The organism is Pseudomonas sp. A-R-19 (assembly GCF_019956575.1).
Classification (GTDB): Bacteria; Pseudomonadota; Gammaproteobacteria; order Pseudomonadales; family Pseudomonadaceae; genus Aquipseudomonas.
On sequence record NZ_JAHBDR010000115.1, the window covers coordinates 33,466 to 49,057 of the forward strand.

13 protein-coding genes are annotated in these 15,592 nt (G+C 60.7%); 12 read left to right on the plus strand and 1 reads right to left on the minus strand.

All coding sequences use genetic code 11. The features are described 5' to 3' along the window. Positions 1 to 168: 168 nt before the first annotated feature. Genes KGA88_RS29700 through KGA88_RS29710 form a run of 3 tightly spaced genes read left to right on the plus strand, consistent with a single transcriptional unit; the run spans position 169 to position 3,851 of the window. Entirely contained in the window at positions 169 to 1,182 is a 1,014-nt protein-coding gene (locus tag KGA88_RS29700; RefSeq protein ID WP_223596211.1) for an iron ABC transporter substrate-binding protein, read from the plus strand. 3 nt (positions 1,183 to 1,185) lie between these two features. Next, entirely contained in the window at positions 1,186 to 2,784 is a 1,599-nt protein-coding gene (locus KGA88_RS29705) for an ABC transporter permease (RefSeq protein ID WP_223596213.1), read from the plus strand. Then, positions 2,781 to 3,851: an ABC transporter ATP-binding protein gene (locus KGA88_RS29710; protein ID WP_223596215.1), complete on the plus strand. Its 1,071-nt coding sequence runs from the start codon at positions 2,781 to 2,783 to the stop codon at positions 3,849 to 3,851. Before KGA88_RS29705 ends, KGA88_RS29710 begins: the two co-directional genes overlap by 4 nt. A gap of 4 nt (positions 3,852 to 3,855) precedes the next feature. Here KGA88_RS29710 and xerC read toward each other — a convergent pair whose 3' ends face one another. Continuing rightward, positions 3,856 to 4,794 (minus strand): tyrosine recombinase XerC, encoded by a 939-nt coding sequence (gene xerC / locus KGA88_RS29715; protein WP_110658265.1) that lies wholly within the window; start codon positions 4,792 to 4,794, stop codon positions 3,856 to 3,858. Positions 4,795 to 5,186: 392 nt separating this feature from the next. On the opposite strand from xerC, the gene arnB reads away from it, so the two are divergent. Genes arnB through KGA88_RS29760 form a run of 9 tightly spaced genes read left to right on the plus strand, consistent with a single transcriptional unit; the run spans position 5,187 to position 15,582 of the window. Continuing rightward, entirely contained in the window at positions 5,187 to 6,335 is a 1,149-nt protein-coding gene (gene arnB / locus KGA88_RS29720; RefSeq protein WP_223596217.1) for a UDP-4-amino-4-deoxy-L-arabinose aminotransferase, read from the plus strand. Then, on the plus strand, positions 6,332 to 7,360 hold the full coding sequence (gene arnC, locus KGA88_RS29725; RefSeq protein ID WP_110658262.1) for an undecaprenyl-phosphate 4-deoxy-4-formamido-L-arabinose transferase: 1,029 nt from the start codon (positions 6,332 to 6,334) through the stop codon (positions 7,358 to 7,360). Before arnB ends, arnC begins: the two co-directional genes overlap by 4 nt. Continuing rightward, entirely contained in the window at positions 7,357 to 9,348 is a 1,992-nt protein-coding gene (arnA, locus tag KGA88_RS29730; protein WP_223596219.1) for a bifunctional UDP-4-amino-4-deoxy-L-arabinose formyltransferase/UDP-glucuronic acid oxidase ArnA, read from the plus strand. Before arnC ends, arnA begins: the two co-directional genes overlap by 4 nt. Continuing rightward, positions 9,348 to 10,232, plus strand: coding sequence for a 4-deoxy-4-formamido-L-arabinose-phosphoundecaprenol deformylase (arnD, locus tag KGA88_RS29735; protein WP_223596221.1), 885 nt, complete (start codon positions 9,348 to 9,350; stop codon positions 10,230 to 10,232). The genes arnA and arnD overlap by 1 nt, the downstream gene beginning before the upstream one ends. Further along, complete coding sequence (gene arnT, locus KGA88_RS29740; RefSeq protein ID WP_223596223.1) at positions 10,229 to 11,878, plus strand: lipid IV(A) 4-amino-4-deoxy-L-arabinosyltransferase; 1,650 nt, start codon at positions 10,229 to 10,231, stop codon at positions 11,876 to 11,878. The genes arnD and arnT overlap by 4 nt, the downstream gene beginning before the upstream one ends. After that, positions 11,875 to 12,219, plus strand: coding sequence for a 4-amino-4-deoxy-L-arabinose-phosphoundecaprenol flippase subunit ArnE (gene arnE, locus KGA88_RS29745; RefSeq protein ID WP_223596225.1), 345 nt, complete (start codon positions 11,875 to 11,877; stop codon positions 12,217 to 12,219). Before arnT ends, arnE begins: the two co-directional genes overlap by 4 nt. After that, entirely contained in the window at positions 12,216 to 12,617 is a 402-nt protein-coding gene (gene arnF / locus KGA88_RS29750) for a 4-amino-4-deoxy-L-arabinose-phosphoundecaprenol flippase subunit ArnF (RefSeq protein ID WP_223596226.1), read from the plus strand. The genes arnE and arnF overlap by 4 nt, the downstream gene beginning before the upstream one ends. Further along, positions 12,614 to 13,993 (plus strand): UDP-glucose dehydrogenase family protein, encoded by a 1,380-nt coding sequence (locus KGA88_RS29755; protein ID WP_110658250.1) that lies wholly within the window; start codon positions 12,614 to 12,616, stop codon positions 13,991 to 13,993. The genes arnF and KGA88_RS29755 overlap by 4 nt, the downstream gene beginning before the upstream one ends. Positions 13,994 to 13,998: 5 nt before the next feature. Then, entirely contained in the window at positions 13,999 to 15,582 is a 1,584-nt protein-coding gene (locus KGA88_RS29760; RefSeq protein WP_411740875.1) for an ArnT family glycosyltransferase, read from the plus strand. Positions 15,583 to 15,592 lie beyond the last annotated feature (10 nt).

Here is a 15,592-nt window from a genome sequence, read left to right on the forward strand (position 1 = left end):
GCTGCTAATCTGAATGACAATTACATGTATTAGCGGTTTTTTTGACGTTATTTTCTCATTTGGATCTCTACATTCCCTGCAATCCAAAACATGCAAACGATTCGCATTGGTTAACTGGCGTTTCAATGCGCATGACTCTCAAAAAATGCACCAGGAGCAGCCCGCAGAATGATTCCGAAAATCCCTTCGTTCTTGAAAAAAGCCCTGCTGGCCACCGCTTTGCTGAGCGCCGGCCAGGTCTATGCCGCTGACTCCGTCGGCATTGTGGTGTACAACGCGCAACACGAAGGCCTGACCAAGGCCTGGGTCGAGGGTTTTACCCAGGAGACCGGTATTCCCGTCACCTTGCGCAACGGCGACGACACCGAGATGGGCAACCAGATCGTGCAGGAAGGTGCAGCTTCTCCGGCGGACGTATTCCTGACCGAAAACTCCCCGGCCATGGTGCTGGTCGACAACGCCGGGCTGTTTGCGCCGGTCGACAAAAACACGCTGGAGCAGGTTGACTCCGCCTACCGCCCGGCCCACGGCAAATGGATCGGAATCGCCGCGCGCTCCACGGTGTTCGTCTACAACCCGAGCAAACTGACGGAAGCAAACCTGCCGAAATCGATCATGGACCTGGCCGATCCAAGCTGGAAAGGCCGCTGGGCCGCGTCGCCAGGCGGTGCTGACTTCCAGGCCATCGTCGCTGCCATCCTGGAGAAAAAGGGTGAAGCCGCCACGCTGGAATGGCTCAAGGGGATGAAAACCAACTACACCAACTACCGTGGCAACAGCTCGGTACTCAAGGCCGTGAATGCCGGGCAGATCGACAGCGGTGTGATCTACCACTATTACAGCCTGGTCGATCAGTCCAAGACCGGCGAAAACAGCAAAAACACCGCCCTGTACTACTTCAAGCACAAAGACCCTGGCGCTTTTGTTAGCATCTCCGGCGGCGGCGTCCTCGCCTCCAGCAAACACAAAGAACAAGCTCAGGCATTCCTCAAATACATTACCGGCAAGGATGGCCAGGCTGTGCTGAAGAACGGCAAGTCGTTTGAGTACGCCGTGGGCAAAGGCGCTGAATCCAACCCTAAACTGGTGCCTCTGCAGCAACTCGATGCGCCAACTGTCGATGCTTCGAAACTCGACAGTAAAAAAGCCGTGGAGCTGATGACACAGGCCGGACTGCTCTAATTGATGCCTGAAACCCTGCCAGCGGGTGTCGCCGAGGCGACACCCGCACATTTGCGTCGACGATCCCGCGGAATTTTTGCAGGACGTGGCGGTGTATGGGTGATCGGTTTGTCGGTGCTGGTTTCATTACTGGCACTGCTACCGATCGCCTACGTTATTGGCGTGTCCCTGCAGACAGGCTGGTCAACCGTCGTGACCCTGGTGTTCCGCCCCCGGGTCGGTGAGCTACTGGTCAACACCGTGTTGCTGGTGCTGCTGACGATTCCCTTGTGCGTGGCGCTGGGGGTGACACTGGCCTGGCTCACGGAACGCACGAATTTGCCGGGACGGCGCTGGTGGTCGCTGCTGGCCACCGCACCGCTGGCGGTGCCCGCCTTCGTTCACAGCTACGCCTGGGTCAGCCTTGTGCCACCGATTCACGGTTTGTTTGCCGGTGTCCTGGTCTCGGTCATTGCCTACTTCCCGTTCCTGTATTTGCCGGTGGCGGCCACCTTGCGCCGACTCGACCCGGCCATCGAAGACGTCGCCGAATCCATGGGGCTCAAACCCTGGCAGGTATTTTTCCGCGTGGTGCTGCCACAATTGCGCCTGGCGATCTGCGGCGGCGCCTTGCTGGTCGGCCTGCACCTGCTGGCCGAGTATGGCCTGTACGCCATGATCCGCTTCGACACCTTTACCACCGCGATCTTCGATCAATTCAAATCGACCTTCAACGGTGCAGCGGCGCACATGCTGGCCAGTGTCCTGGCGCTGTGTTGCCTGGCGATGTTGACGGCTGAATCCGCCGCCCGGGGTTCGGCACGTTACGCTCGCGTCGGTTCGGGGAGTTCCCGGGAGCAACGGGTCGTGCGACTGAAACTGGCACCCACCCTGCTCTCACTGACGCTGCAAATCCTGACCTGCGCCCTGGCCCTGGGTGTGCCCTTGATCACCCTGGGCAAATGGCTGATCGCCGGCGGCGTGGAAGTCTGGGACATGGCCGAGTTGTTGCCCGCCCTGGAGCAAACCCTGTTGCTCGGTATCGCCGGCGCGGCGCTGACCACCTGCGCGGCAATCCCGATTGCCTGGCTGTCGATCCGCTACCCCGGCCGTCTGCAACGAGTGCTGGAAAGCTGCAACTACATCACCAGCTCCCTGCCCGGAATTATCGTGGCGCTGGCGCTGGTGACCGTCACCATCCATTTCGCCCGGCCGATTTACCAGACCACCTTTACCGTGCTGCTGGCCTACCTGTTGATGTTCTTGCCCCGCGCCCTGGTGAGCCTGCGCGCAGGCATTGCCCAGGCCCCGGTGGAACTGGAGAACATCGCCCGCAGCCTGGGCCGCTCGCCGGCCCGGGCCCTGTGGCTGATCACCCTGCGCCTGGCCGCGCCGGGGGCTGCCGCCGGCGCGGCGCTGGTGTTCCTGGCGATCACCAACGAACTGACCGCCACCCTGCTGCTGGCCCCGAACGGCACGCGCACCCTGGCGACCGGATTCTGGGCCATGACCAGCGAAATCGATTACGCGGCCGCCGCACCCTATGCCTTGTTGATGGTCATGCTGTCGCTGCCGTTGACCGGACTTCTTTATCACCAATCGAAAAAAACGGCTGGCCGATGAACACTCTCGAACTGAATGCCCTCTACAAGTCCTATGGCCCTCATTGCGCCCTGGACAACGTCAGCCTGTCGGTTCCCAGCGGCAGCCGTACGGTCATCGTCGGCCCTTCCGGCTCGGGTAAAACCACCTTGTTGCGGATGATTGCCGGCTTCGAGTTCCCCGATTCCGGGCGTCTCTCGCTCAATGGCCAGACCCTGGTCGACGGCACCCACGAAGTGCCAGCCCACCAACGCCTGATCGGCTACGTACCGCAGGATGGCGCACTGTTCCCGCACATGACCGTGGCGGCGAATATCGGCTTCGGCTTGTCGACCAAGGGTACCGAGAAACACCAGCGCGTCGCCGAATTGATGGACAGCGTGGCACTGGACGCGAAGATGGCCGTGCGCTGGCCTCACGAATTGTCCGGTGGCCAACAACAGCGTGTGGCCCTGGCCCGCGCCCTGGCGCAGCAGCCACGGCTGATGCTGCTGGACGAGCCGTTCTCGGCGCTCGATACCGGATTGCGCGCCGCGATGCGCAAGATGGTTGCGCGGCTGCTGGAAGACTCGGGCGTCACCACCATTCTGGTCACCCATGACCAGAGTGAAGCCCTGTCGTTCGCCGACCAGTTGGCGGTGATGCGGCATGGTCGCCTGGTCCAGTCTGGGCACCCGCTTGACCTCTACCGCTATCCCGAAGACGAGCAAACCGCCCTGTTCCTGGGGGATGCCGTGGTGATGCCCGCCCGCATCGAGGCCGGTTGGGCCCATTGCGACCTGGGACGGATCCCGGTCAACAACCACCGCAACAACAGTTCGGCGCAGATCATGCTGCGCCCCGAACAGCTGCAATTGGCCAGTATCCTCCCCAGCGACCCGGATGCCGGTGGTTGCCGGGCCGTGGTCACCGATCGGGACTTCAGCGGCAACACCTGCACACTGACGGTTGAACTGCAGTCATTGACCAGCCGCGAGCAACCGGGCCGTTCACTGCTGGTGCGCAGTTCAGGCATGTATGCACCACCCGCCGGCAGCGCGGTTCAGGTCTCGACCATTGGCCACGCCCATGTGCTGAGCGAGATGTAATCGTTCACAGATCGAATCGATCCACTGCCCGACGTCGCTCGTTGTCGTCGCGCACATCGTAGTTGGCCGTGGTCTGGATATTGCTGTGGTGTGCCAGTTTCTGCGCAATCGACAAGTCATGCTCCTCGATCACCCGGGTAATGAATGAACGCCGGAAGTCGTGGGGCATGATTTTCACCCCGACCTGCGCGCCCCGCTGCCGGGCGATGTAGTAAATCGCATGTTTGGTGATGCGCTCACGGGTGATGTGGCTGCCACGGCGGATGCGGTTGAACAGGAACGGGTCGTCCGACTCCCCTTCCTTGAGCAACGAACGGCGCAATTCAAGCCAGGCTTCAAGCTTGGCGAAGGCCCAGGCCGGGGCGTACTTGATCAATTGCTTGTTGCCCTTGGCCGTCACCCGCAGGCTGCGCTCGGTGAAATCGACCTGGTCCAGTTCGAGGTTCACCGATTCGGACTTGCGCATCCCCGAACCGTACAGAATCCCGATGATCGCCGCATCGCGCAGGCCTTGTGGCCGCGGATCGGCAGCGCAGACCGCCATCAGCTCCTGGATCAGCGTGCGCCTGAGATTGCGCCCCTGGGACAGCCGTGTACCGGCAATGCCTTTCACCGAGCGCATCTTCAGCAGGTGCTCCTGAGAGATCAGGCTCATGCGCCAGGCTTCGTTCATTACCCCGCGCACCGCGTTGACATACAGCGAAGAGGTGTTCGGCGCGTAGCCGTCCGTGCGTAAAGTGGCCACCAGCGCGATCACGTCCTCGGGCTGCAGGTCGTGCCAGGGGATCTCCTCGATATCGTGGTCTTCGAAGCCCAGGCGATCGGCCGCATCCTGCAGCACATAACGCATGGTCAGCTGGCTGGACGGCGCCAGTCGCGCCAGATACAGGGTCAACGGATTGGTGAGGGGTCTACGTGAATCGGTTACAGGTAAGTCAATCAAACGAAACAGCCTTGAATGTAAACAGTTCAGTGAAAACAACTAAGAAGTGAAAATGCGATGATGTAAAAGACATTATTGCTGTAGGACTTTTCCTAAAAAACGCCATAAACGCGGGAAGTCTGAACAGCGGCTTAATAGCTTTCAGATAAACGTTTCCCCAACCGTTTTTTCATGTTCCTTTCACAAAATCGGGCATAACCTTCTATAAAGTCGGCGCAACCCAGATGGACGTCCAACCTGCCGGCCATGGCGAAAAAAGTCAACCCATGCGGTTTTTCGCCGACATCCGGTAACTAGTTGATTTGATGCAAATTCTGATTTAGCGTCTATGCTGATTTTTGGATCCCTTTTAGCCTCAAAGGCTATTTACGTTTTCAGCCCCCGAGGTGCCCATGAGTCAGGCGTTTCTCCCTTTTTCCCGTCCCAGTATCGGCGACGAAGAAATCGCTGCCGTAGAGCAAGTATTACGCTCCGGGTGGATCACTACCGGGCCGAAGAACCAGGCACTGGAAGAGCACTTTGCCAACTACGTCGGTTGCCGACATGCCGTCGCACTTTCCTCGGCAACCGGTGGCATGCATATCACCCTGCTGGCACTGGGCATCGGTCCCGGCGATGAAGTGATTACGCCGTCGCAGACCTGGGTGTCCACCGCCAACATGATCACCCTGCTGGGCGCCACGCCGGTGTTCGTCGATGTCGACCGCGACACGCTGATGACCGACGTGGCCACGATAGAAGCTGCGATCACGCCGCGCACCAAAGCCATCATCCCGGTGCATTACGCCGGTGCGGCATTCGATCTCGATCCGCTTTATGCCCTGGCCGACAAACACGGCATCGCCGTGATCGAAGACGCCGCCCACGCCGCAGGTACTCTTTACAAAGGTCGTCACGTCGGCGCCAAAGGCACGGCGATCTTCTCGTTCCACGCGATCAAGAACATGACCTGCGCCGAAGGCGCCATGTTCGTCAGCGACGATGAAGCCCTGGCCTCGCGGGTACGCATGCTCAAGTTTCACGGGCTGGGGGTTGATGCCTATGACCGCCTGACCCATGGCCGCAAGCCCCAGGCCCAGGTGGTCGAGCCCGGCTTCAAGTACAACCTGGCCGACATCAACGCGGCCATCGCCCTGGTGCAACTGGAGCGCCTGGACGAGATCAACGCCAAGCGCACGCAACTCGCCCAGACCTACTTGCAGCGCCTTGAAGGCTTGCCGGTGCAACCACTGGCAATCCCCACCTACTCGCAAAAACACGCCTGGCACCTGTTCATCCTGCGTATCGACGCCGAGCGGTGCGGGCTGGATCGCGAAACGTTCATGAAAGCTCTCCAGGAACAGAATGTCGGCAGCGGCATTCACTTCATCGCCACACACCTGCACACCTACTACCGCCAGCGTTACCCCAACCTGTACCTGCCCAACACCGAATGGAATTCGGCGCGGCTGTGTTCGATCCCGTTGTTCCCCGACATGACCACCGACGATGTCGAGCGCGTCGTCGGTGCCATTGAAAACTGCATGGACAGAAGCCTTTGAGACCTTACCCAATCAACTTCGTTTCGATCGTCATTCCGGTCTACAACGAACAGGAAAGCCTGCCAGAGTTGCTTCGTCGCACCGAAGCAGCGTGTCAACAACTGGCCCATCCCTACGAGATCGTTCTGGTCGACGACGGCAGCCGCGATGATTCTGCGCAGATCCTGGAAGACGCCGCCTCCCGCGAAGGCAGCCCTGTGGTGGCGGTGATCCTCAACCGCAACTACGGCCAGCACGCAGCGATCATGGCCGGTTTCGAACAGTGCAAGGGCGATGTCGTCATTACCCTCGATGCCGACCTGCAAAACCCGCCCGAAGAAATCCCGCGACTGATCGAGCAGGCCGAACTTGGCTATGACGTCGTCGCGACGGTGCGCAACAACCGCCAGGATTCGGCCCTGCGGCGCTGGCCTTCGAAGCTGATCAACCTCGCCGTGCAACGCTCCACCGGAGTGGCCATGAGTGACTACGGCTGCATGCTGCGCGCCTACCGACGCACCATCGTCGACGCCATGCTCGCCTGCCGTGAACGCAGCACCTTCATTCCGATCCTGGCCAACAGCTTTGCCCGCCATACCACGGAAATCCTCGTGACCCACGCCGAGCGTGAACACGGCGACTCCAAGTACAGCCCGATGCGCCTGATCAACCTGATGTTCGACCTGGTCACCTGCATGACCACCACGCCACTGCGACTGCTGAGCATCGTCGGCGTCGGCATGGCGGCCCTGGGCGTGCTGTTCGCCATCGCGCTGATCCTGTTGCGCCTGGTGTTCGGCGCCGGCTGGGCCGGTGGCGGTACGTTCGTACTGTTCGCCGTGCTGTTCGTCTTCACCGGTGGTCAATTCATCGGCATGGGCCTGTTGGGTGAATACCTGGGCCGCATGTACAGCGACGTGCGTGCGCGTCCGCGCTTCTTCATTGAAAAGGTGCTGCGCAGCCAGCCCGCCTCCACTGTTTCCTCCGCTTCCGTTGTCACCGTCGACGGCCTTACTTCCACGTCTTCAGATCAGGTTCCTTCATGAGTGCAAAAGCTGTTGTCTTCGCCTATCACGATATTGGCTGTGCCGGCATCGAATCCCTGCTCTCCTCCGGTTTTGAGATCGCTGCGGTGTTCACCCACGCCGACGATCCGAAGGAGAACGCGTTCTACGGTTCCGTCGCGCAACTGTGCGCCCGCCACGGCATTGCCGTGCATGCACCGGAAGATGCCAACCATCCGTTGTGGATCGAACGCATCGCCAAGCTCGATCCCGACTACATCTTCTCCTTCTACTACCGAAACCTGCTGAGCGAACCGCTGCTGGCCACGGCGCGCAAAGGCGCGTTCAACCTGCACGGTTCGCTGTTGCCACGCTACCGTGGTCGCGCACCGGCCAACTGGGTGCTGGTCAACGGCGAAACCGAAACTGGCGTGACCCTGCACCGCATGGTCAAGCGCGCCGATGCGGGTGCCATCGTCGCCCAGCAAAAAGTCGCGATCGAGCGCAGCGACACCGCGCTGAGCCTGCACGGAAAACTGCGCCTGGCGGCCGCTGACCTGCTGCGCGACACCCTGCCGGCGCTGCTGCAAGGCAAGGCCAGTGAAACCCCGCAAGACGAATCCAAAGCCACCGTGTTCGGTCGTCGTACCCCGGCTGACGGCAAACTGGTCTGGGCCAAGCCGGCCGAAGAGCTGTTCAACCTGGTCCGCGCCGTGACCCAGCCGTACCCGGGCGCCTTCTGCGCGGTGGGCGAGCACAAGTTGATCGTCTGGAGCGCCGAAGTCGCCAAGGGCAACGACGGCCTGGCGCCGGGCCGCGTCATCAGCGTCGACCCGCTGCGCATCGCCTGCGGTGAAGACTCGCTGATCATCAACGCCGGCCAGCGCAACGACAACGGTCTGTACCTGAGCGGTCCGCAACTGGCCAATGAACTGGGCCTGGTGGACGGTTCCGTGTTGCGCGGTGCCGAATCCGGTCGTGCCCCACGTCGCACCCGCGTGCTGATCCTTGGCGTCAACGGCTTCATCGGCAATCACTTGTCCGAGCGCCTGCTGCGCGACGACCGTTACGAAGTCTACGGCCTGGATATCGGTTCGGACGCCATCGAGCGCCTGCGCAGCCACCCGAACTTCCACTTCGTCGAAGGCGATATCAGCATCCACTCCGAGTGGATCGAGTACCACATCAAGAAGTGCGACGTGGTCCTGCCGCTGGTGGCCATCGCCACGCCAATCGAATACACCCGTAACCCGCTGCGTGTATTCGAACTGGACTTCGAAGAGAACCTGAAACTGGTTCGCTACTGCGTCAAGTACAACAAGCGCGTGATCTTCCCGTCGACTTCGGAAGTCTATGGCATGTGCCAGGACAACAACTTCGACGAAGACAACTCCAACCTGGTGGTCGGCCCGATCAACAAGCAGCGCTGGATCTACTCGGTCTCCAAGCAACTGCTGGACCGCGTGATCTGGGCTTATGGCCAGAAAGGCCTGAACTTCACCCTGTTCCGTCCGTTCAACTGGATGGGTCCGCGCCTGGATCGTCTGGATTCGGCCCGTATCGGCAGCTCCCGGGCGATTACCCAGTTGATCCTGAACCTGGTGGAAGGTACGCCGATTCGCCTGTTCGACGGTGGCGAGCAAAAACGCTGCTTCACCGACATCGCCGACGGTGTGGAAGCGCTGGCACGGATCATCGACAACGACAACGATGTCTGCAATGGCCAGATCATCAACATCGGCAACCCGGAAAACGAGGCCAGCATCCGTCAGTTGGGCGAAGAGCTGCTGCGTCAGTTCGAAGCGCACCCGTTGCGCGCCAACTTCCCTCCGTTCGCCGGTTTCCGCGACATCGAAAGCAAGGCGTTCTACGGCACCGGCTACCAGGACGTGTCGCACCGCAAGCCAAGCATCGCCAACGCCAAGCGCCTGCTGGACTGGACGCCAACCGTGGAGATGAGCGAAACCATCGGCAACACCCTGGACTTCTTCCTGCGTGAAGCCATGCTCGAAATCGCGGACAAGCGCTAATGCAGGCGGGACTGCGGATTGATGTCGACACCTACCGGGGCACCCGTGAAGGGGTGCCGCGTTTGCTGGAAATCCTTGATGAAGCCCAGGTCAAGGCGACGTTCTTCTTCAGTGTCGGGCCGGACAACATGGGGCGCCACTTGTGGCGCCTCATCCGTCCACAGTTTCTCTGGAAAATGCTCCGTTCCAACGCAGCCGGCCTGTATGGCTGGGACATTCTGCTGGCCGGCACCGCATGGCCTGGAAAACCGATCGGCCGTGACCTGGGGCACTTGATGCGCCAGGCCCGGGACGCCGGGCATGAAGTTGGACTGCACACCTGGGATCACCATGGCTGGCAAGCCAACGCCGGGACCTGGAGCGACGCGCAACTGATCGAACAGATCCGCAAGGGTGTAGACACGCTCAGCGACATTCTCGGCGAGAAAGTCGACTGCTCGGCGGTCGCCGGCTGGCGAGCGGACGAGCGCGTGATCGAAGCCAAGCAGGGTTTTGGTTTTCGCTACAACAGCGACTGCCGTGGCCAGAGTCTGTTCCAGCCGCGACTGGCCAACGGGCAATTGGGAACGCCGCAGATCCCGGTGGACCTGCCGACCTTCGACGAAGTGGTCGGGCCGACCGTCGCCGCCAAGGATTTCAACAGGTTCATCCTGGACCGGTTCACTCCGGAAAAACTCAATGTCTACACAATCCATGCCGAGGTAGAAGGGATTCTGATGGCCAACGATTTCCGTCAACTGCTGAGCGATGCACGTCAGCGCGACATCCGTTTTCAACCCTTGGGCGATTTGTTGCCCGAGACCCCTGACAGCCTGCCGGTCGGCCGCGTGGTTCGCGGAGCACTCGAAGGTCGCGACGGCTGGCTGGGAGTGCAAGGCGCATGAGCAAACGCTGGGCTTTGCCGTTGTTGCTGGCGCTAATGGCGCTGGCGTACCTGCTGCCGCTGGGCAGTCATGGCTTATGGATTCCTGACGAAACCCGCTACGCCCAGATCAGCCAGGGCATGCTCCTGAGCGGCAACTGGGTGTCGCCGCATTTCATGGATGTACGTTATTTCGAAAAACCGGCGGCCGGCTACTGGATGATTGCCATCGGTCAGGCGCTGTTCGGCCAGAACCTGTTCGGGGTGCGCTTCGCTTCTGCGCTGAGCACTATCCTGAGCGTGTTGCTGTGCTACCTCGTCGCCCGCCGCATGTGGAACGATCCGCGCAAGAGCTTCGCCTGCGCATTGCTCTACATGAGCTTCTCGGTCATTGCCGCTTCGGCCGGTTATGCCAACCTCGATCCGCAGTTCACCTTCTGGGTCAACTTGAGCCTGGCCGCGTTGTGGTTTGCACTGGACAGCGTCGGCCGCGTTCAACGCCTGTTCGCGTGGGCGGTACTGGGCCTGGCGTGCGGCATGGGCTTCATGACCAAGGGCTTCCTGGCCTGGCTGCTGCCGGTGCTGGTCGCCCTGCCTTGGGTCATCTGGCAAAAACGCTGGCGTGAACTGCTGGTCTACGGCCCGGTAGCGGTCGTGGTCGCCATCGTCGTCAGCCTGCCATGGGCGCTGGCAGTGCACGCCCAGGAGCCGGACTACTGGCGGTTCTTCTTCTGGCACGAACATATCCGCCGTTTTGCCGGGGACGATGCCCAGCATGACGCGCCATGGTGGTACTACCTGCCGTTGCTGGTGGCCTTCAGCATCCCGTGGGTCGCATTGTTGCCACCTGCGTTGAAACAGGCCTGGCAGACCCGACGCCAGTCCAACATCGCCTTCCTGCTGCTCTGGTTATGTATGCCGCTGTTCTTCTTCAGCCTGAGCAAAGGCAAGCTGCCGGCCTACATCCTGCCGTGCCTGTTACCTCTGGCATTGTTGCTCGGCCATGCACTGGCTGACCGATTGAAGCTGGAACAAGGTCGCGTCCTGGGCATCAACGGCCTGTTGAACCTGGTGCTGGGTGTGACCGTCCTGCTGGCCCTGGTTTATCTGCAACTGAAAAAGCCGATCTATGATCATGAACTGCACAACCTGGTGTTGGTGTTCATCGGCTTGATCGGCTGGATCATGGCCAACCTGCTGCAAGCCTTCCGCCCGCTGCAATGCTGGGCCGCCCCGGCTTTCGGCAGCCTGTTGTTCGTCGGCGTGCTGCCGGCCGGCCTGCCCAATTCCGTCGTCGCCAATAAAACACCTGACCAGTTCATCCTCGATCACGCCCAGGAACTCGGCCAGAGCGCCAAGTTATTGAGCAACGACCTGGGTGCCGCGTCGGCGTTGTCCTGGCGGGTGAAACGGCCGGAAGTGGCTTTTTTCAACACGATAGGCGAATTGAAATATGGCCTTGCCTATCCTGACTCGCTTAAGCAGCGCGTCGACCCCGATCAGGTCCAACAGTGGATGCACGATGCCCGCCAGCAAGGCTCGGTGGGTGTGGTCATGCGGGTCAAGGGCGAAGAGGAGCTGCGCGAACTTGAACAATTGCCCAAAGAGGGCAAGCGCTACGAACAAGGCAACCTGGTGATTTTGATCATTCCACAGGCGACACTATGAGCCTGCTATTGCTACTGGTCGCCTGCCTGCTGACCTGCCTGGGCCAGATCGCCCAGAAATATGCCGTGGAAAGCTGGCGTGGCCAGTCATCCGGCTGGGCGGACAAACTGCGTTCGCCCTGGCTTTGGCTGGCCCTGGCCTCATTGGGGCTGGGCCTGCTGGTGTGGTTGCTGGTACTGCAACGCCTGGAAGTCGGGATTGCCTATCCGATGCTGAGCCTGAACTTCGTGCTGATCACCCTGGTTGCGCGTTTCGTGTTCCACGAAACCATCGACCGCCGCCACTGGCTGGGTGTGGCACTGGTCATCGGCGGTGTGGCATTGCTGGGGCAACACGCATGAACCCGACTCGCGGAATCACCTTCGCGCTGGGCAGTGTGTTGCTGGTCAGCGCCGCCCAATTGGGCATGCGTTGGAGCATGAGTCACCTACCTCAACCCGAACAATGGCTCAGCGCTCACATCGACCTGAGCGCCGTTGCCTTGGTGCTCGTGGCCATCTTCGCCTATGCCTTGTCGATGTTCTGCTGGCTCGCCGCCCTGCGGGACCTGCCCCTGGGCCGTGCCTACTCGCTGCTGAGCATCAGCTATGCGCTGGTGTACTTGATGGCCGCCAGCCTGCCACTGTTCAACGAAGCATTCAGCCTGACAAAAAGCCTTGGCGTGGCATTGGTCATCCTCGGCGTCATTACCATTAATTCTCGACCTGCTCGTGCGCCCGAATCAAGGAGTGCCCCATGAAAATCAGTGTGTTTGGTAGCGGTTATGTTGGCCTGGTGCAGGCAGCGGTATTGGCGGAAGTCGGCCACGACGTGGTCTGCATGGACGTTGACGAGAAGAAGGTCGAACTGCTCAAGCAGGGCCACGTGAGTATTTTCGAACCCGGGCTCGCCAGCCTCGTACGCGAAGGTCTTGACGCCAAACGGTTGCAGTTCACCTGCGACGAAAAATTTGCCGTCCAGCACGGTCAGGTGCTGTTCATCGCGGTCGGTACTCCGTCCCGGGACGACGGCTCGGCAGACTTGCGCTACGTGATGTCGGTGGGCGAAGCGGTAGCACGGCATCGTGAACAGCCGGCGATCCTGGTGGAAAAATCCACCGTCCCGGTCGGCACCGGCGACGCCTTGCGTGCCCACATCGACAAATGCCTGCTCAATGCCGGGCGCGTACTGCAGTTCGATATCGTCTCCAACCCGGAATTCCTGAAAGAAGGTTCCGCCGTGGCCGACTGCCGACGCCCGGACCGTATCGTCGTAGGCTGTGAGCGCGAAGAAGTGCGTGACGTGATGCGCGACCTTTACTCGCCCTTCAACCGCAATCACGAACGCATCATGTTCATGGACTTGCGCAGCGCCGAGCTGACCAAATACGCCGCCAACTGCATGCTGGCGACCAAGATCAGCTTCATCAACCAGATCGCCGAGCTGGCCGAACACCTGGGTGCCGACATCGAATCGGTACGCCTGGGCATCGGCGCCGACTCGCGCATCGGCTACCACTTCATCTACCCCGGTTGCGGCTACGGTGGCTCATGCTTCCCCAAGGACATGCGCGCCCTGATCCACAGCGCCGAAGAGGCCCATTGCTCCAGCGACCTGCTGCAAGCGGTGGAAGCGATCAACGAGCGGCAGAAACACAAGTTGTTCGAGCGCATCAACGCGTTCTACAAGGGCGACTTGCGTGGCAAGACCTTTGCCTTGTGGGGCCTGGCGTTCAAGCCAAACACCGACGACATGCGCGATGCTCCGAGCCGGGTGTTGCTGGAATCGCTGTGGGCCGCCGGGGCAAATGTCCGCGCATTCGATCCCGAAGCCATGCAGGAAACCCAGAAGCTGTATCCCGATGAATCGAAACTGATGCTCATGGGCACGCCTGAGTCGGTCCTGTCCGGTGCCGATGCACTGATCATCTGCACCGAATGGCAACAGTTCAAGGCGCCGGACTTCGAGCTGATCCAGCAGCGACTCAACGCACCGGTGATCTTCGACGGCCGCAACCTGTACGACGCAGACCGCCTGGCACGCATCGGTTTCACCTACTTCCCGATCGGCCGGGGCGAATCGCGCAAATTGCCGATGCCTCATCAGCAATGGTCAACCGAAGCCGTGGTCGCCTGAACCTCATGATCCCCCACATCCGCCGACAGTCCCTCGCGCTGGGTCTGTTGGCGCTGTTGTTGTTCTGCGCCGGGATGTATCAGCAGGCGGCCATCGGCTTCGATTCGCGCTTCGTGCTGTTCGCCCAGGAGATGCTGCGCAATGGCCCGTCGTTTTTTCCGACGACCTATGGCCAGCCCTATGCAGACTATTCGGGACTTTCAACAGTCTTCATCTGGCTGCTCTCACTGCCCTTCGGCCAGGTCACCAGCCTGACCGCATGGCTGCCGAGCGCCTTCGCCGCAGCGGTCATCGTCACCTTGATGTACCGCCTGCTGGCGCCCTATTCCACGCGTTGGGCGCTGCTGAGCATCGCCCTGATGCTGCTGACCAACACCTTCATCACCGAAACCCGTGCGGTTTCCCTCGATCTGATGCTGGCGGCCGTGGCGTTCAGTGTGTTTTACCTGGGTTATACCGCCGATCACTTTGGCGCGCCGCGCCGCTGGATTCTGATCTTTGCCTTGTTGATGCTGGGTTTCTGGATTCGTGGGCCCATCGGCCTGGTCATCCCTACGGGAATGCTCTGCAGCTATTTTCTGGTAAATCGCCAGTGGCGACGAATGCTGGTCTTCGGATTGCTGGCCTCCGCGTTGCTGGCGGTGTGCGTCGGGCTGTTGCTGTGGCTGGCGGACGTCAGTGGCGGCCCGGCCTTCTTGCAGGACGTGATTCGCATGCAGTTCATGGGGCGCATGGACGGCAGCGAAGGCTCCAACGAGGTGTTGTATTACTTCACCAGTTCGGTAGGCAACTACGCACTGGCCTGGCCACTGGCAGTACTGGCGCTGGTGGCGGTCGCCGCTTCTGGCCGACAACAGTCAGGCCCGGCATTGCGCCTGACACTGTACTGCGCAGCTGCCGGATTGATCGTGATGGTCGGCCTTTCCGTCCCGCAGGCGAAAAAGGCCCGTTACCTGCTGCCGATCCTGCCCGTGGCGGCGATCATGGCGGCTTATCCGTTTTACGCCGTGCAAGGTCGGCTGTTCGGTTGGCTGCGCGTATTGATGCAGGGCTTATGGCTGCTGATTCCGGGGCTGCTGATCTTGACCTTGCTGGTGATACAGCGAAGATTCCCCGAAGACGTGGCCCATCTCACGTCGTTGTTCATCATTCTCGGCGCGCTGCAAGCGGTCGCCGTCGTAGCGCTCAGGCAGCCCCGCTGGCGCGCGCAGACTCTCGCCCTTTGCGCAGTCCTGGCACTGTGGTCGGTATATATCCTGCAGTTCGAGCCGATCCAGCGACAGCTTTACGACACCCGGACCTTCAGCCACGAAGCGTTTGAACTCGTGCAAAAAGACCCCGCACCACTGGTGATGCACGCGATGGGCAAGGATGCCAAAGCCATCAAGTTCATGGTCAACATCAATCAAGGCCTGCAACCAGAGTTCACCGATTCACACCAGGAACTTGAAACCCTCAAGGGCCCGGCATGGCTGATGATGGACCTGAACGCGTACAAGGCATTGCAAGGCACGGCTGTTGGTGCATTGCCGCCAGTGCTGAGCGGGCGGTTCGACAAGAATGATTTCGTGTTGCTGCATCTCAAGTAAATCCCGTAGC